This is a genomic window from Telluria sp. RB2R28, from assembly GCF_059685835.1.
Window position 1 is genome coordinate 1,740,280 of sequence record NZ_JCASIK010000001.1, and the last position, 16,003, is coordinate 1,756,282.

The 16,003-nt window shown below is 62.5% G+C and carries 15 protein-coding genes and 1 tRNA gene; 2 read left to right on the forward strand and 14 right to left on the reverse strand.

The features are described 5' to 3' along the window. Window positions 1–136: 136 nt before the first annotated feature. The 10 genes from AC56LV_RS07515 to AC56LV_RS07560 form a co-directional block, all read right to left on the reverse strand. Window positions 137–769, reverse strand: coding sequence for a response regulator (locus AC56LV_RS07515; RefSeq protein ID WP_091873377.1), 633 nt, complete (start codon window positions 767–769; stop codon window positions 137–139). A 245-nt stretch (window positions 770–1,014) separates the two neighbouring features. After that, entirely contained in the window at window positions 1,015–1,422 is a 408-nt protein-coding gene (locus AC56LV_RS07520) for a MerR family transcriptional regulator (protein ID WP_499556739.1), read from the reverse strand. Between the two features lie 7 nt (window positions 1,423–1,429). Further along, window positions 1,430–1,798, reverse strand: coding sequence for an integration host factor subunit alpha (locus AC56LV_RS07525; RefSeq protein WP_499556791.1), 369 nt, complete (start codon window positions 1,796–1,798; stop codon window positions 1,430–1,432). A 152-nt stretch (window positions 1,799–1,950) separates the two neighbouring features. Beyond that, the gene (gene pheT / locus AC56LV_RS07530) at window positions 1,951–4,377 is read right to left on the reverse strand and encodes a phenylalanine--tRNA ligase subunit beta (protein WP_499556740.1); all 2,427 of its coding nucleotides are present in this window, start codon (window positions 4,375–4,377) and stop codon (window positions 1,951–1,953) included. 23 nt (window positions 4,378–4,400) lie between these two features. Then, the gene (gene pheS, locus AC56LV_RS07535; protein WP_499556741.1) at window positions 4,401–5,414 is read right to left on the reverse strand and encodes a phenylalanine--tRNA ligase subunit alpha; all 1,014 of its coding nucleotides are present in this window, start codon (window positions 5,412–5,414) and stop codon (window positions 4,401–4,403) included. Between the two features lie 137 nt (window positions 5,415–5,551). Next, window positions 5,552–5,911 carry a 50S ribosomal protein L20 gene (gene rplT, locus AC56LV_RS07540; protein ID WP_183553077.1) on the reverse strand — a complete coding sequence of 120 codons (360 nt, stop codon included), beginning with the start codon at window positions 5,909–5,911 and terminating at the stop codon, window positions 5,552–5,554. Between the two features lie 20 nt (window positions 5,912–5,931). Further along, window positions 5,932–6,129, reverse strand: coding sequence for a 50S ribosomal protein L35 (rpmI, locus tag AC56LV_RS07545; protein WP_183553079.1), 198 nt, complete (start codon window positions 6,127–6,129; stop codon window positions 5,932–5,934). A 289-nt stretch (window positions 6,130–6,418) separates the two neighbouring features. Further along, window positions 6,419–6,889 carry a translation initiation factor IF-3 gene (infC, locus tag AC56LV_RS07550; protein WP_221290154.1) on the reverse strand — a complete coding sequence of 157 codons (471 nt, stop codon included), beginning with the start codon at window positions 6,887–6,889 and terminating at the stop codon, window positions 6,419–6,421. A gap of 87 nt (window positions 6,890–6,976) precedes the next feature. After that, window positions 6,977–8,887: a threonine--tRNA ligase gene (thrS, locus tag AC56LV_RS07555; RefSeq protein WP_183553081.1), complete on the reverse strand. Its 1,911-nt coding sequence runs from the start codon at window positions 8,885–8,887 to the stop codon at window positions 6,977–6,979. Window positions 8,888–9,094: 207 nt separating this feature from the next. Next, window positions 9,095–9,171: transfer RNA gene (locus tag AC56LV_RS07560), tRNA-Val, on the reverse strand. A gap of 132 nt (window positions 9,172–9,303) precedes the next feature. Here AC56LV_RS07560 and AC56LV_RS07565 point away from each other — a divergent pair. Further along, window positions 9,304–10,227, forward strand: a complete 924-nt coding sequence (locus AC56LV_RS07565; RefSeq protein ID WP_499456767.1) for a cation diffusion facilitator family transporter — start codon at window positions 9,304–9,306, stop codon at window positions 10,225–10,227. Window positions 10,228–10,334: 107 nt separating this feature from the next. Further along, window positions 10,335–11,264, forward strand: coding sequence for an NAD(P)/FAD-dependent oxidoreductase (locus tag AC56LV_RS07570; protein ID WP_499556742.1), 930 nt, complete (start codon window positions 10,335–10,337; stop codon window positions 11,262–11,264). Between the two features lie 11 nt (window positions 11,265–11,275). On the opposite strand, the gene AC56LV_RS07575 is transcribed toward AC56LV_RS07570, so the two are convergent. From AC56LV_RS07575 to AC56LV_RS07590, 4 genes are all read right to left on the reverse strand, one after another. Then, the gene (locus AC56LV_RS07575) at window positions 11,276–11,905 is read right to left on the reverse strand and encodes a hypothetical protein (protein WP_499556743.1); all 630 of its coding nucleotides are present in this window, start codon (window positions 11,903–11,905) and stop codon (window positions 11,276–11,278) included. Next, entirely contained in the window at window positions 11,902–12,849 is a 948-nt protein-coding gene (locus AC56LV_RS07580; protein ID WP_499556744.1) for an MlaD family protein, read from the reverse strand. The genes AC56LV_RS07575 and AC56LV_RS07580 overlap by 4 nt, the downstream gene beginning before the upstream one ends. Window positions 12,850–12,869: 20 nt before the next feature. After that, on the reverse strand, window positions 12,870–13,676 hold the full coding sequence (locus AC56LV_RS07585) for an MlaE family ABC transporter permease (RefSeq protein WP_499502767.1): 807 nt from the start codon (window positions 13,674–13,676) through the stop codon (window positions 12,870–12,872). Between the two features lie 84 nt (window positions 13,677–13,760). Next, window positions 13,761–16,001, reverse strand: coding sequence for a RelA/SpoT family protein (locus AC56LV_RS07590; RefSeq protein WP_499556745.1), 2,241 nt, complete (start codon window positions 15,999–16,001; stop codon window positions 13,761–13,763). Window positions 16,002–16,003: the final 2 nt, after the last annotated feature.

Genomic DNA, 16,003 nt, shown 5'->3' on the forward strand with positions numbered 1-16,003 from the left:
GCAAAATGGCCCGACGTAACTATTTGTTGCATCTGATGGTGGTGGATACTGTTGAACTCGTTTTACCGCCGCCCCAATGACAAAACGCGCCGAAGCGCGTTATGGAACCAATCTGACAGGAATCATCAGCGCGCTCTTAGTCGAGCAGATTGTTCTTCATGGCATAGTAGGTCAAGTCGGAGTTGGACTGCAGGCCCATTTTCTCCATGATCCTGGTGCGGTAGGTCGACACGGTCTTGATCGACAGCGACAGCGCATTGCCGATATCGGACACGGTCGCGCCCTTCGCCAGACGCAGGAACACCTGGAATTCTCGATCGGACAATTCGGTGTGCAGCGCCGTGTTCGGATCGCGGTCAAAACTCTGGGCCAGCAATTCGCCAACCGTCGACGAGACGTAACGCCGCCCCTGGAACACGGTGCGCACGGCTGTCTTGAGCTCGTCCGCTTCGCATTCCTTGTTGAGGTAGCCGTTCGCGCCCATCTTGAACAGGTTCAGCGCATATTGTTGCGCCGGATAACCCGACAGGATCAGCACGGGCAGATTGGGCTGGCCCTGGCGGATCGTACGCAGGATGTCGATGCCGCTTTGGTCTGGCATGGCGATGTCGAGCAGCAGCACGTCGCAAATCTCGCGGCGCGCGATATCGAGCGCCTCACGGCCTGTAGCGCCCTCGGCCACGACTTCAAAGTCGCCCGACGACGAAAAAATCTGCTTGAAACCTGCTCGTACTATCTGGTGATCGTCACAAATGGCAACGCGTATCATTGTCTTCCCTTAAATTTTCCTTGCGCAGGAAAGTGCCGGATCTGCTCCGCCCGGTTGATGCGTGTCATTCAGCATCGCGCGAGTGACATTTTAACACTCCGCGGCCTGCCTTCAACAGCGGTACGAATGCATGAGTGATCAAACGTGGTGCTTGACCCGGCGACGACCCGCTGCCTGCGGGTCCCGGGCGAACCGGCGCAATCTGGTACGGCAATCTGGTCGATGGCGTGAAGTGCTGGCCTGCACTAGGGCGCTGGCTGCGATCCGTGTTTCAGCAGATCGAGAATGTCCAGCAAGCCGGCGCGCAATTTGTCGCCATCGATGGCCGGTGGGGTGTCGCGCAGACGTTCTTCATCGAGCTCGGCCACGACGGTTGCGCGATGGTCGAGCCGGTTACGGGCGCCGCTGATGGTGAAGCCCTGCTCGTACAGCAATTCACGGATACGCCGGATCAGCAGCACCTCGTGGTGCTGGTAATAGCGGCGGTTGCCGCGACGCTTGACGGGCTTGAGCTGGGTGAATTCCTGCTCCCAGTAGCGCAACACATGGGGTTTGACACCGCACAGCTCACTGACTTCCCCAATCGTGAAATAACGTTTGGCCGGAATGGGTGGCAGCACGGTGGGTTCGGTCTTGTTTGGTCGGTCGTTCATCGTTTAATCAGGCTGCGCGCGCCATCGAACCCGAGCCCGAACTGCCTGGCCCGGCTTCTTCCACCATGGCCTTGAGCTTCTGGCTGGCGTGGAACGTCACGACGCGGCGTGCCGTAATGGGAATTTCTTCCCCGGTTTTCGGATTGCGGCCAGGCCGCTGCGGCTTGTCGCGCAACTGGAAATTGCCAAAGCCCGACAGCTTGACGGCTTCGCCGCGCTCGAGTGCATTGCGGATCTCGTCGAAGAAGGTCTCGACCATGTCCTTGGCTTCGCGCTTGTTCAGCCCGACCTGCTCGAACAGCAGTTCGGCCAGCTCGGCCTTGGTCAGCGTGGGCAATGACTGCTCTGCCTCTTTACGCACGCGCGCCACCAGCATTGCACGATCCAGGTCAGCCACGAGGGCTTCCTGGAACACGGTCGAATCAACGTCGTTATTGTTAATTTTGAGGCCCTGCCCGTAAGTCAAACGATGCCGCGGCGACAGCAACACGGCTTGGGACCCGTGTGCTGTCGGCCTGGAAATGCATATTATGCACGCAGCTTCGCGTTCAGTTTGGTTGAAGCAGTGGCGAGCACCGCCGCCATGATGGCGTCGACCGCATCGTCCTGCAGTGTCGATTGAGTATCTTGCAAGCTAAAGCGGAAAGCAAGGCTTTTTTTATCCGCTTCGAGACCCTTGCCGCGATATTCATCAAACAAAACAACGGCTTGCACGATCTTTCCCATAGGATTTACTGCGATTTCAGCAGTAAAAGCGTCGAGTACGGACTGGGCCGGCACGTCCTGTTTGACCACCAGCGCGAGGTCACGCGTGGCGCCCGGGAACTTGGAAATCTCGGCATACACGGGCACGATACGACCGCGCAATGCTTCAGCATCGACCTCGAACACAACTGGTGCTTGCGGCAGATCATACTTTTGCAGCCAGCGCGGGTGCAGCTCGCCGATCACGCCGATCTGCTGGTCGTCCAGCGTCACGGTGGCCGAGCGGCCCGGATGCAGCGCCGGGTGTTCCGCGGTCGAGAAACGCAGCTGGCGCGGCGCGAACAACGCTTCGAGATCGGCCTTCAGATCGAAGAAGTCGACAGCGCGCGTGGCGACGTCCCACTGCTCGTCGAGCGCCGGGCCGTAGGCGATCGCGGCAACGCGCTTTGGCTGGTCGTAACCGGCCACCGTCAGCGGGCCATCCATGATCGACGCGTTGCGCTTGAACACGCCGCCGACTTCGAACGCGCGCACGCGGCCGGCCTTGCGGTTGATGTTGTAGCGCACGTTGGCGACCAGGCTGCCGATCAGCGACGAACGCATCACGCTGAGCTGGCTGGCGATCGGGTTCTGCAGGCGGATCGGTTCGAGGTTACCGGCGAAATCCTGCTCCCACGTGCTTTCGACAAAACTCATGTTGACCACTTCCTGGAAACCCAGGTCGGCCAGCTGGTGCCGGATCGCGAACAGCGAGCGAGTGTTTTCCGGCTCGATCAGCATCGCGCTCGGCGCGGTGGGCGGGCGGGTCGGAATGTTCTCGAAGCCATAGACGCGCGCAACTTCTTCGATCAGGTCTTCCTCGATCTCGATGTCGAAGCGGTAGGTCGGCGCCGTCACGTGGAACACGCCTTCTTCTTGCACGAAGCCCAGTTGCAGGCGCGTGAAGATGTCGGCGATCACGGCGTCGGTCAGCGGCACGCCGATCACTTGCGCGGCGCGCGCGGTGCGCAGCACCACGGGCGTACGCACCGGCAGGTTGACGATCTGGTCATCGATCGGGCCGACCTTGCTGTCGGGCGTGCCGCAGATATCGATCAGGAGCGCCGTGATGCGCTCGAGGTGCTCGGGCACGGTCGCGTAGTCCACGCCGCGCTCGAAGCGGTGCGCAGCATCGGTCGAGAAATTGAAGCGGCGAGCACGGCCCTGGATAGCGTTCGGCCACCAGAATGCCGCTTCCAGATAGATATCGGTGGTGTCGAGCGACACGGCGGTCGAATCGCCACCCATGATGCCAGCCAGCGATTCGATCTGCTGTTCATCGGCAATCACGCCCACCCATTCGTCGACGGCGACGGTGTTGCCATTCAGGAGCTTGAGCGATTCGCCGGCCTTGCCCCAGCGTACGTCGAGGCTGCCGTGGATCTTGGCCAGGTCGAACACATGCGACGGACGGCCGACTTCGAGCATCACGTAGTTGGAGATGTCGACCAGGGCCGACACCGAGCGCTGGCCGCTGCGTTCCAGGCGGCGCTTCATCCACTCGGGCGTGGCCGCGCGCGCATTCAGGCCGCGGATCACGCGGCCGGCGAAACGGCCGCACAGGTCCGGCGCCGATACCTTAACGGGCAGGATCTCGTCGCTGTTGACTGCTACCGTGCGGGTCGGCTCGAGCGTCAGCGGTGCGCCGGTCAGGGCCGCCACTTCGCGCGCCACGCCCAGCACGGACAGGCAATCGGCCTTGTTCGGCGTCAACTTGATCGTGAACTTCAGGTCGTCCAGGCCCAGGTAGTCGCGAATGCTCTGGCCCACCGGCGCGTCGGCCGGCAGTTCCATCAGGCCATTGCTCTCTTCGGAGATGCCCAGCTCTTTGCTCGAGCACATCATGCCCTGCGACTCGACGCCGCGCAGTTGGCCAACCTTGATTTCAAACGGCTTGCCATCGGCGCCTGGCGGCAGTACGGCGCCGGCTTTCGCGCAGATCGCTTTCATGCCGGCGCGCACGTTTGGCGCGCCGCACACGATGTTGAGCAAGGTGCCGGTGCCGACATCGACCTGGCACACGTTCAGGCGGTCGGCGTTCGGGTGCTTGACCACTTCCTTGACCTCGGCCACGACCACGTTCGAGAACGGTGGCGCGACCGCCTCGACCTCTTCCACTTCGAGGCCCGACATGGTCAGCAGGTGGGACAGCTCATCTGAATTGATCTGCGGATTGACGATCGAGCGGAGCCAGTTTTCGGAGAATTGCATAATCTTTGTGCCTCAGCGTCGAATTAATTGAACTGCTTCAGGAAGCGCAGGTCGCCTTCGTAGAACAGGCGCAAATCACTGATTCCATAACGCAGCATCGTCAGGCGCTCGAGACCGGAGCCGAACGCGAAGCCGATGAATTTTTCCGGGTCGAGCCCGAAGTTGCGCACCACCGTCGGGTGCACCTGGCCGGCGCCCGAGACTTCGAGCCAGCGGCCCTTGAGCGGACCGGAGCCGAACGCGATGTCGATCTCGGCCGACGGTTCGGTAAACGGGAAATATGACGGGCGGAAGCGCACTTGCAGGTCGTCGGTCTCGAAGAAGGCCTGGACGAAGTTCAGGTACACGCCCTTCAGGTCGGCGAAGCTGATGTTTTCACCGATCCACAGGCCTTCGACCTGGTGGAACATCGGCGAGTGGGTCGCGTCACTGTCGACGCGGTAGGTGCGCCCCGGTGCGATGACCTTGATCGGCGGCGTGTGCGTGCGGGCATAGCGCACCTGCATCGGGCTCGTGTGCGTGCGCAGCAGCAGCGGCTTGCCGGTGCTGTCGTTGCCGTCGATATAGAAGGTGTCCTGCATCGAACGGGCCGGGTGATTTTCGGGGCTGTTCAGTGCAGTGAAGTTTGTCCAGTCGTTTTCGATCTCGGGGCCGTCGGCCACGTCGAAACCGATGGAGCGGAAGATCTGCTCGACGCGTTCCCAGGTGCGCATCACCGGGTGGATGCCACCCTTCGAGCGGCCACGGCCGGGCAGCGTCACGTCGATGGCCTCCATGGAAAGACGCGCCTGCAGCTGCGCCTCGGCGAGCGCATCGCGGCGCGCGGTCAATGCCTGTTCGATTTGTTCTTTGGCGGCATTGATCAGGGCGCCCTGCGCCTTGCGCGCATCGGGATCGAGCTTGCCCAGACCCTTCATCAGGTCGGTGACCTGGCCAGTCTTGCCCAGGTACTTGGCTTTCGCATTTTCAAGCGCGGCGGCGTCTGGCGCCTCCGCGAGATCGGCACGTGCCGCGACGACGAGTTCTTCCAGGTTCATGCTTGTTCTTTTCCTGTTTTTCGTTGGCGGGAGACGCCAGAATCAAAAACGGGGCACAGGTGTGAACCTTGCCCCGCTTCTTTGTGCACCACGCCCGGTGAGGGGCGCGGCACCAACTTGCTTAGCAGCTTAACGAATCAAGCAGCCAGCTTGGCCTTGACGGCGCTGACAATCGCGGCGAATGCCGGCTTGTCATGCACAGCCATGTCGGCCAGGACTTTACGGTCCAGTTCAATCGCGGACTTCTTCAGGCCGTTCATGAACACGCTGTAGGTCATGCCGTGCGAACGCGATGCCGCGTTGATACGGGTGATCCACAGTGCGCGGAAGACGCGCTTCTTGTTGCGACGGTCACGGTATGCGTATTGGCCAGCGCGCATGACTGCTTGCTTGGCAACACGATATACCTTGCTGCGACGACCGCGGTAACCTTTGGCAAGGTCAAGAACCTTCTTATGACGGGCACGTGCTGTAACCCCACGTTTAACTCTAGGCATAGTAGCTCCTTAGTGTGAGATTAAGCAGATGGCATCATGCGGTAGACGGACGTGACGTCTGCTGCATTGATGTTGCGGGTGCCGCGCAGTTGGCGCTTGTTCTTGGTGGTCTTCTTGGTCAGGATGTGACGCTTGAACGCCATACCCGATTTCACAGTACCACCTGGACGCACGCGAAAACGTTTCTTCGCGCTGCTTTTGGTTTTCATTTTTGGCATAGTCATCTGCCCTCGCGGACAGTCTCATATGTAACAGGATTGCAGGTGGCAGCGACGCTGCTCTTAGATGCCTACTTTCACTTGTTTTGCAGCAGACGTTGAGCCTGCTACAACCTGCTTGTCGCAAACAGGAATCGAAGATTGTAGCACAGCTTCCACGCGCTGCGATAGCCGACAGCAAGAAACACTGTTAACCGGCGACACCGGGCATACGGGCGCAATAAAGCCGGGCCGAGCTGCAGACACTGCCTGCAACGCGGACCCGGCTCTGGATGCTCCCGGCGAAGAATTACTTCTTCTTCCTCGGCGCGACCACCATGATCATCTGGCGACCTTCGAGTTTCGGGAACTGCTCCACCTGACCGACTGCATCGAGATCCGTGCGCAGACGCTCGAGCACACGCATACCGATATCCTGGTGGGCCATTTCACGGCCGCGGAAGCGCAGCGTGATCTTGGCTTTGTCGCCTTCTTCCAGGAACTTGATGAGGTTACGCAACTTGATGTTGTAGTCGCCATCATCGGTACCCGGGCGGAATTTGACTTCCTTGACCTGGATGATCTTCTGCTTGAGCTTCGCCTCATGCGCCTTTTTTTGCTCCGAATACTTGAACTTGCCGTAGTCCATCAGGCGGCAGACCGGCGGGACCGCGTTTGGCGCGATCTCGACCAGGTCGACGTTCAGTTCTTCGGCCATGCGGAACGCGTCGGCGAGACTAACGATGCCCAATGGCTCGTTCTCTACGCCGTTCAAACGCATTTCGGGATGGGTGATCTCGCCATTGATGCGATTATTCTTGTCAGTAGCTATGTTGTTTCCTTTGAACGTATTGAAATTTGGCCGGGATTACTTGGTCTTGGCGGCGACTTCGCCCACCAGACGTTCCACGAGTGCATCGACGGACATCACGCCCAGATCGACGTTGCCTCGGGCTCGCACAGCCACGGTATTCGCGTCTTTTTCTTTATCCCCAACAACGAGGATATACGGCAGTTTTTGGACGGAATGTTCACGTATTTTATAGGTGATCTTCTCATTGCGCAAATCAGCGTGAACACGCAGGCCTGCCGCGCGCAGCTTGGCCTCGACTTCTTTCACGTAGTCGCCCTGCGCATCCGAGATGTTGAGCACCGCCACTTGCACCGGCGCCAGCCAGAGCGGCAGCGCGCCGGCGTAGTTTTCGATCAGGATACCGATGAAACGTTCCATCGAACCGACGATCGCACGGTGCAGCATCACCGGCACGCGGCGGGTGTTGTCTTCGGCCACATACTCGGAACCAAGGCGGCCCGGCATCGAGAAGTCGACCTGCACGGTGCCGACCTGCCATGGACGGCCGAGGCTATCCTTCAGGTGGTACTCGATCTTCGGACCATAGAATGCGCCCTCGCCCGGCAATTCGGTCCAGGTCACGCCGCAGGCACGCAGCGCCGAGCGCAGCGATTCTTCGGCCTGGTCCCAGACCTCGTCCGAACCGATACGGCTGTCGGGACGCAGCGCCAGCTTGACGTCGATATTGGCAAAGCCGAAATCGTCATACACGGCCATCGCCTGGGCATGGAACGACGTGACTTCGCGCTCGACCTGCTCTTCGGTACAGAAGATGTGGCCGTCATCCTGGGTAAAGCCGCGCACGCGCATCAGGCCGTGCAGCGCGCCGGACGGCTCGTTGCGGTGGCACTGGCCGAATTCGCCGAAGCGCAGCGGCAGGTCGCGGTACGAGCGCATGCCCGAATTGTAGATCTGCACGTGGCCCGGGCAATTCATCGGCTTCAATGCGTACGAACGGTTCTCCGACTCGGTCGTGAACATATTGTCGCGGTAGTTTTCCCAGTGACCGGTCTTTTCCCACAGCGTGCGGTCGAGAATTTGCGGGGCCTTGACTTCGCTGTAGCCCGCGACCTGGTACTTGTGGCGCATGTACTGCTCGACCTGCTGCCAGATGGTCCAGCCCTTCGGATGCCAGAACACGAGGCCCGGCGCTTCCTCCTGGAAGTGGAACAGGTCCAGCGACTTGCCGAGTTTGCGGTGATCGCGCTTTTCGGCTTCTTCGAGCATGTGCAGGTACTGCTCCTGGTCTTCCTTCTTGGTCCAGGCGGTGCCGTACACGCGCTGCAGCATCTCGTTCTTCGAGTCGCCGCGCCAGTAGGCGCCCGCCAGCTTCATCAGCTTGAAGACTTTCAGCTTGCCGGACGATGGCACGTGCGGGCCGCGGCACAGGTCGGTGAAGCTGCCTTCGGTGTACAGCGAGACATCCTCGTTCGCCGGAATCGAGGCAATGATTTCCGCCTTGTAGTGTTCGCCAATCGATTTAAAGTAGTCGACGGCTTCGTCACGCGGCAGCACCTTGCGGGTGACCGGCTCGTCCTTCTTGGCCAGCTCGGTCATCTTCTTTTCGATGGCCGTCAGGTCGTCCGGGGTGAACGGGCGCTTGTACGAGAAGTCGTAATAGAAACCGTTTTCGATGACCGGGCCGATCGTCACCTGGGCTTCAGGGAACAGCTCCTTGACCGCGTGCGCCAGCAGGTGGGCGGTCGAGTGACGGATCACGTCCAGGCCTTCAGGGTCGCGGTCGGTAACGATCGCGAGATCGGCGTCGGCGTCGATCAGGAACGACGTGTCGACCACTTTACCGTTGACCTTGCCGGCCAGCGCCGCCTTGCCCAGGCTCGGGGCAATGCTCTGCGCTACCTGCGCCACCGTCACGGGACCGTCAAACTGGCGGCTGGAACCATCGGGAAGTCGGACGTTCAACATGCTGTACTCCAATCGTGGCGCCGCGCGCCGTTAAATAACAAGAATCAAGGATAGTAAAATCTGGACGAAAAAAAACGCGGGCTAGCCGCGTTTTCTTCTTTGTGTCGAGCAAAAGAACACCACACCGCGCCTAGCGATTCCCCCACAACCTGGTTGTAGTTCGCGGTGTCATAACCGTTGATGCCTTTCTCGCTCTTACTGATATTCTGGTGGGCGGTGCAGAATTCGAATCTGCGACCCCTTGGATGTCGACCAAGTATTCTAACCAGCTGAACTAACCGCCCGATGCCGCCATTATAGGGACCCGATGCGGGAACTGCAACCCTCGCACAAAATTTATTGCTGACCAGCTCACCATGCTGCCCGGGCGCCGATGATTTACACTGGTGCCCCATCCGAATATTGATTGCATGGCGATGACGTACAAGCCGCACGACCCCTCCCACCTGCATGCCCACCTCGACGGTGACGCAAGCCATTCCCATTCCATTGAAGCGCGCAGCCAGAAGGCACTGGCGTTCGCGATGGGCCTGACGTTGCTGTTCGCGCTGGTCGAGGTGATTACCGGCTTCCTGTCGAACTCGCTGGCCCTGATCTCGGACGCCGGCCATATGGTCACCGACGCCGCCGCCCTCGGCCTGGCCCTGCTCGCACAAATGATCGCCAAGCGCCCCCCATCGGCGCGCCACTCGTTCGGCTTCGTGCGCGCCGAAGCGCTGGCCGCGTTCGTCAATTGCCTGGTGATGCTGGCCCTGGTGGGCTGGATCGGCTGGGAAGCCATCCAGCGCCTGATCCATCCGGAGCCCGTCAAGGGCGGCATCGTGCTGGTCGTAGCTGCCCTGGGCGCCTCGATCAATCTGCTCGTTGCCTGGATTCTGTCACGCAACAACGACAGCATCAACACGCGCGCCGCGCTCGTCAATGTGATGGGCGACCTGCTCGGCTCGCTGGCCGCGATCGCATCCGGCGCCATCATCTATTACACCGGGTGGCTGCGGGCCGATCCGATCCTGTCGATCTTCGTCGCGCTGCTGATCCTGCGCTCGACCAGCGGCATCCTGCGCGAGTCGTACCACTTTCTCATGGAAGCCGTGCCGCACGCGATTGACTTCGTGCAGGTGGGCGCCGACATGGCCGCCGTCGACGGCGTACTGGCCGTGCACGACATGCACGTCTGGGACATGTCGCCCGGCCATCCGGCACTGATCGGGCACATCGAGATCCGCAGCCTGGAGCAATGGCCCGCCGTGCTGGAAGCCGTACGCGCGATGCTGCGCGCGCGCCATGGCATCGACCACGTCACGCTGCAACCGGAAGCGGCCGGCGGCAAATCGCTGTGAAACCGGCGCTCAACATCAACTTGCCACTGTTCGTGTAAGCACAGGCCCACTAGATGCGAGCGCGTGCGCCGATAGCCCGGTAAGGCAATCGGCGACATAATGCTGCGATGGACCTTACACCGAACGTATTTGACACCCTTATCATCGGCGGCGGGCCAGGTGGCCTGACCGCTGCCATCTACCTGCGCCGCTTTACCCGCAATGTCGCCCTGGTCGACAAGGGCAACAGCCGCCTGGCCTGGATCCCCGTCTCGCACAACTATCCCGGCTTCCCGGACGGGATCAATGGCAAGCTTCTGCTCGACCAGTTGCGCTGCCAGCTCGGCAAGTACGGCGGCCACGTGATTCCCGGCGAAATCAGCAACCTGCGCATCGACGACGGCCTGTTCATCGCCGACTGCACGAGCCCGGACGGCGGCGTCACCGAAATGCGCGCCTATACGGTCTTGCTGGCCACCGGCGTGGCCGACGTCGGCATGCCGGTCGAACGCTGGGATGAGGCCGTGGCCAGCGGCGCGGTGCGCCTGTGCCCCGTGTGCGACGGCTACGACGTGATCGACAAGCGCATCGCCGTGGCCACGGCCGAAGTCAACCCGGTCGGCCACGCCCTCTTCATGCGCAGCTTCAGCCGCGACGTGCTGCTGTTCGAGCGTGCCGACGAGTCGGTGGTCGACGCCGACCAGCATGCGCAGTTGCAGGCGGCGAACGTGCAGCACATTGCGTCACCGCTGGCTGGCGTCACGCTGACCGACGACCTGAAACCCGTGCTACACACGCGCGACGGGCAATCCTACGAATGCGATGTGTTCTACCCGATGCTGGGTGAAAATGCGCGCTCTGCCCTGGCGGCCAACCTGGGCGCCGAAACGGTTGAATGCGATACGCTGACGGTGGACGACCATTGCCGCACGGCCGTGCCCGGGCTGTACGCGATCGGCGACGTCACGCGCGGGCTGAATCAGATCACGGTGGCAACCGGCCAGGCAGCGATTGCCGCAACAACCATTCACAACACGCTGCCGTGGGCGCTGCGCTGACGGGTTAAGCGTTACTGGCCGCCGGCCAGCTTGCGGCGCCGCTCGATCGCTGCCTGCGCGGCCGTGTCTCCCGCCGCTTCGGCACGCTGCGCCTGCACGCCCAGCCACGCCAGCAGCGGCCGGCGCCAGCCTTGGGTCGACGCGGTATAGACGGCCAGCGCAATCCCCGCCGGCGCGATGCGGCTCGCCTTGAACTGCGCGCCAGCCGCCACTAGTCTTGCCAGCGGATCGGCGATGTTGTCCAGCGCCCCACCACCAACGACAGCCCGATGCTGCTCGGGCAGCAGCGCCACATCCAGTCCATCCCACTGCCCTGCCAGATACGCGGCGTAGGCACGCTGCGCCGGTGTCGCATCAGTCGCCAGCGCCGCATAGCCCGGACAATCCTCGAACACGAGACTGGCCACCTGTGCCGCGCAGCGCACCAGCTCGACCTGGGCTACATGATCAAGGCGGCCAGTGGCAGTGGTCTCGGCACGCGCTTCGCGGAACTCGGCATTCGATGCGGCCGTGTGGCCTTTCAGGTAATCGTCAACGGACGCGTCGAGCGCGCCCTTGGCATTTGCCTGCCAGTCGGGCGGCAGCGGCTTGCTTGCGCAGCCGGCCAGCAAGGCGGCGATCAACAATGGAATGGTCTTCATGGCAGCTTGATCTCCGGATTGGTGCGTGCGAACGGCCACTTGCGGTTGATTTCCTCGACCAGGCGATTCACCTTGCGCAGGCTAGCGTCGACATCGCCGCGCAGCGCGCTCAGGTCTTCGGTCGCTTCGCGCGTGTTGGCGCCAACAGCCTGCGCTTCGACCAGCACCGCATCGACTTTCTTGAGTGTGGCGCTCGCGTCCTTGAGCACGACATCCAGCTGGCGCACGGCCGCCTGGGCATCATCCATCACCCCGGCCTGGCCGAACACGCGCTGGTCGGCCTTGACCAGGATCAGGTTGACGCGGTCGAGCGCTTCCATCAGCTTCTTCGCTTCTTCGTCGCCACCGAGCGCGCCACCGAGCACGCCGTAGCGCCCGGACATGCGGCCCGTCACGGCTGACAGGTTCGACAGGCTGGTGTTCACGTCCGAGCCGGACGACGTCATCGTTTCCAGGTTTTCCAGCAGCCCGCGCGCCGTGGCCACGATGCGCGGAATTTCCGCGGTGGCGTCGCCGCGCAGCACGGTGCGGGTCGAGCCCGCCGGCAGCGGCGCATCGGTCAGCACGCCCGTGTAGGCGCGCAGGCGCGTTTCACCGACAATGCTCGACTCCAGCGTGAAGACGCTCGAGGTGCGCAGCCACTTGGCGTCCTTGCTCTGGACGTCGACCAGGATATTCACCTTGCCGGTATCGGCCAGCTCGACCTGGCGCACGCGCCCGATCGGAAAGCCGGCAAAGGTCATGTCCATGCCGGGAATGACGCCGGTCGAATCGTCGGCCACGAGCGTCAGGCGCTGGGTCGGCTCGAACACGCCGCGTGCGTACATCACGTAGAACACGAAGCCGCAAATCATCAACCCCAGAAAAACGAGGAGGATCACGGCCTTGGTTTCAACGTGCTTCGGTTCATCGGGAAGCGCGCTATCGGGAATCTGGTCCGTCATGTCAATGTGGGTCCTGTCAATCAGATGTATTTCAGTGCAAGCGAGGCCGCTTCGATCACGATCAGCACGAACAAGAGGCGCAGTGCGCCCGGCTGCACGGTCGAGACCAGACGGCGCGGGTAGCGCTGCAATTCGAGGATGGCCGCCGTCGGAATCAGCGCCACGGCAAGGCCGAACAGCACCGTCTTGAGCACGAAGCCGGCCGTGACGGTTGGCGCGAACACGCGCCCCACCGTGCGGGTATAGTCGCCCAGGCCCCACGGCGAAACGCCGTACACGTTCAGGTAGGCCAGCAGCAGCACGACGATGGACGTGACCAGCGCCAGCGTCAGCACCGCCACCGCATTGGCGATCAACTGCGGCACCAGGTCGCGGCGCATGCGGCGCAAGGCGTCGTCGCTGGCGCCACTCGCAGGCAGCGCGCGACGGGCCAAGCCCAGCGCCGACGCGTCGAACGCCATGCTGGCGCGCAGCGCGACGAACAGCGCCGCGCACAGCGGAATCAGTTCGAGCACCAGTACCCGCACCACCATCTCGAGCGCGAAGCCCGACAAGCCGTAGCTCTTGGCCGTGACCAGCACGATGCGGATGATGACGAGGCTCACCAGGCACGCGGCCAGCGTGAACCAGGGCAGCACCTGCCAGGTGCTGGCGTGGATGTGGCGCGCGGTGGCGTGGAAGCGTTCGCGCTGCCAGGTGGACGGCGAGAACGCGAGCACGATGGCGATTGCGCCCAGGTGAATCATGTACCACCAGCTGCGCAGGTAGCGTCTGGCGTGCGCGAACCAGAGTTCGGGATGGGCGGTGGAAGGAAGCGAGCGCGGCATGGGCTGAATGATACTGCGGTTGCGACAGGCTGCGCGGGTCGGTGACAAATGATTACGTCACGCCGCCGCGCACCGGGCATGACGCTACTGCCGCTTCGCCTCCATCACGCCGCCGACCTCCATGATCGCCGCCAGCGCCTTCTGCGCCTGCGCCGTCGATCCGATTTCGGCCGTGAAGATCATGCGCGCCTGGCCCTTGGCGCTTTGCGTGTTCACCCCGATCACATTGATCTTCTCGCGCGAGAAGACTTCGGAGATATCGCGCAGCAGCCCTTGCCGGTCCTGCGCCAGGATGAACAGGTCGATCGGATAAACGGTTTCGTTGCCCGCTGAACCCCATTCGGTCTGGATGACGCGTTCCGGCGACTTGGCCTGCATCTCCGAGAAGTTCTTGCACGTCAGCCGGTGGATCGAGACGCCCTTGCCGCGCGTGACGAAGCCGATGATCGGATCGGGCGGCGCCGGCTTGCAGCACTTGGCGAGCAGCGTCATCAGCCCCTCGGTGCCCAGCACCAGCACGCCCGACTTGGCGCCCTGCTCCACGCTCGAAGCACGGCTCTTGTTGTCGAACTTCGGTTCCTCGACCGGTGGGGGTTCGTCGCCATCGTGCAGCGCCGCTTCGACGTGGCGCAGGCTGAATTTGTCCTTGCCCACTTCGATGAACAGTTCGTCGACCTTGGCAAAGCCCAGCTTCTGCGCGAGCAGTTCCAGGTTGACGGCCGTCTTGCCTTCGCGCTGGAGCGACTTTTCGACGAGCGCGCGGCCATGGGCCAGCGTTTCGGCCTGGTCCAGCGCGTGGAACCAGGCGCGGATCTTCGAGCGCGTGCGGCTGCTGACCGCGTAGCCGGGACTGAGCCAGTCGCGCGACGGCCCCTGATTGCCGCTCGAACCTTTGGCCGTGATGATTTCGCAGGTCTGGCCGTTCTTCAGCTGCGTATTGAGCGGCACCATCACGCCATCGATGCGCGCGCCGCGGCAGCGGTGGCCGACATCGCTGTGCAGGTGGTACGCGAAGTCGATCGGCGTGGCGCCCACCGGCAGTTCGAGCACCCGCGCCTGCGGCGTCAGCACGAAGATGCGGTCGTCGAGCGTCGTGGCCTTGAGCTTTTCGACCCATTCGCGCTGCAGTTCTTCCTGGCCCGAGACCGCATCGGACACGTCGGTCTTCCAGGCCAGCAGCTGGCGCAGCCAGGCGATCTTTTCGTCGTATTGCTGGCTCTTGAAGTTCGAGCCCCCTTCTTCTTTATAGCGCCAGTGCGCGGCGATGCCGTATTCGGCAAAGTTGTGCATTTCCTGCGTGCGGATCTGCACTTCGAGCGGCCGGCCGTCTTCGGCCATGACCACCGTGTGCAGCGAGCGGTAGCCGTTGGGCTTCGGGCGCGAAATATAGTCGTCGAATTCCTTCGGCACCGGCGTCCAGATATTGTGGATCACGCCCAGCACCGTGTAGCAGGTCTTGATGTCGGGGACGATCACGCGAAACGCGCGCACGTCATACAGCTCGGTAAAATCGAGCTCCTTGCCGCGCATCTTGCTCCAGATGCTGTAGATGTGCTTCGGCCGGCCCGACACATCGGCCGGAATCGACGCCGACGCCAGCTCGCGCTGCAGGCGCTCGATCGACGAGGCGACAAAGCTCTCGCGCGACATGCGCTTTTCTTCGAGCATCTTGGCGATGCGCTTGTAGGTATCGGGCTCGATGAAGCGAAACGCGAGGTCTTCGAGTTCCCACTTCAGTTGCCAGATGCCGAGGCGGTTGGCCAGCGGCGCATAGAAGTCCAGCACCTCGCGCCCGTAGGCGCGCGTGACGTCGTCAAACCGTTTGTGTTCGGCGAAGTGGCGCAGCGTGGCCGCGCACGAGGCCAGGCGCATCAGCACCACGCGCATGTCGGTGGCCATCGCCAGCAGCATCTTGCGCAGCGTCTCGTTTTGCGCCGCCGCCTGCTGGGCCGCGTTCTTGCCACTGCCCACGGGGGCGCCGCCGGCGGTCAGGTCGCGCAGGCGGATCAATTGATGCACGCCCTGCACGAGCGCGACGACGCCGGCGCCGAAGCGCTCCTCGAGGTCGGTGAACACGGCCGGGTCCATCAGCGCCAGCTCGAACACCAGGCCGGCGATGCGGGTTTCGGCATCGGTATTCAGGTATGCCAGCGTGCCGGCAGCGCCGAGCGAGAATTCGAACGCACTCTGGCCCGAGCCGGCCAGACGCGTGCCGTAGGCGCCGAATGCGTAGTCGAGCGCAGCGTGCACGCGCACGCAGTCCTCAGGGCTCAGCCCCTGTACCAGGCCGGTCTTGGTATCTCCTAACAGTGCGGTGGAGACCATGC

Bases quoted from the DNA above. Each gene is read 5' to 3' on its own strand.
- AC56LV_RS07580 (WP_499556744.1), bottom strand. From the start codon at position 12,849: ATGACGGACCAGATTCCCGATAGCGCGCTTCCCGATGAACCGAAGCAC.
- AC56LV_RS07585 (WP_499502767.1), bottom strand. From the start codon at position 13,676: ATGCCGCGCTCGCTTCCTTCCACCGCCCATCCCGAACTCTGGTTCGCG.
- AC56LV_RS07525 (WP_499556791.1), bottom strand. From the start codon at position 1,798: ATGCTGGTGGCGCGCGTGCGTAAAGAGGCAGAGCAGTCATTGCCCACG.
- AC56LV_RS07565 (WP_499456767.1), top strand. From the start codon at position 9,304: ATGACGTACAAGCCGCACGACCCCTCCCACCTGCATGCCCACCTCGAC.
- infC (WP_221290154.1), bottom strand. From the start codon at position 6,889: ATGCGTTTGAACGGCGTAGAGAACGAGCCATTGGGCATCGTTAGTCTC.
- pheT (WP_499556740.1), bottom strand. From the start codon at position 4,377: ATGCAATTCTCCGAAAACTGGCTCCGCTCGATCGTCAATCCGCAGATC.
- AC56LV_RS07590 (WP_499556745.1), bottom strand. From the start codon at position 16,001: ATGGTCTCCACCGCACTGTTAGGAGATACCAAGACCGGCCTGGTACAG.
- rpmI (WP_183553079.1), bottom strand. From the start codon at position 6,129: ATGCCAAAAATGAAAACCAAAAGCAGCGCGAAGAAACGTTTTCGCGTG.
- AC56LV_RS07515 (WP_091873377.1), bottom strand. From the start codon at position 769: ATGATACGCGTTGCCATTTGTGACGATCACCAGATAGTACGAGCAGGT.
- AC56LV_RS07570 (WP_499556742.1), top strand. From the start codon at position 10,335: ATGGACCTTACACCGAACGTATTTGACACCCTTATCATCGGCGGCGGG.
- AC56LV_RS07575 (WP_499556743.1), bottom strand. From the start codon at position 11,905: ATGAAGACCATTCCATTGTTGATCGCCGCCTTGCTGGCCGGCTGCGCA.
- pheS (WP_499556741.1), bottom strand. From the start codon at position 5,414: ATGAACCTGGAAGAACTCGTCGTCGCGGCACGTGCCGATCTCGCGGAG.
- AC56LV_RS07520 (WP_499556739.1), bottom strand. From the start codon at position 1,422: ATGAACGACCGACCAAACAAGACCGAACCCACCGTGCTGCCACCCATT.
- thrS (WP_183553081.1), bottom strand. From the start codon at position 8,887: ATGTTGAACGTCCGACTTCCCGATGGTTCCAGCCGCCAGTTTGACGGT.
- rplT (WP_183553077.1), bottom strand. From the start codon at position 5,911: ATGCCTAGAGTTAAACGTGGGGTTACAGCACGTGCCCGTCATAAGAAG.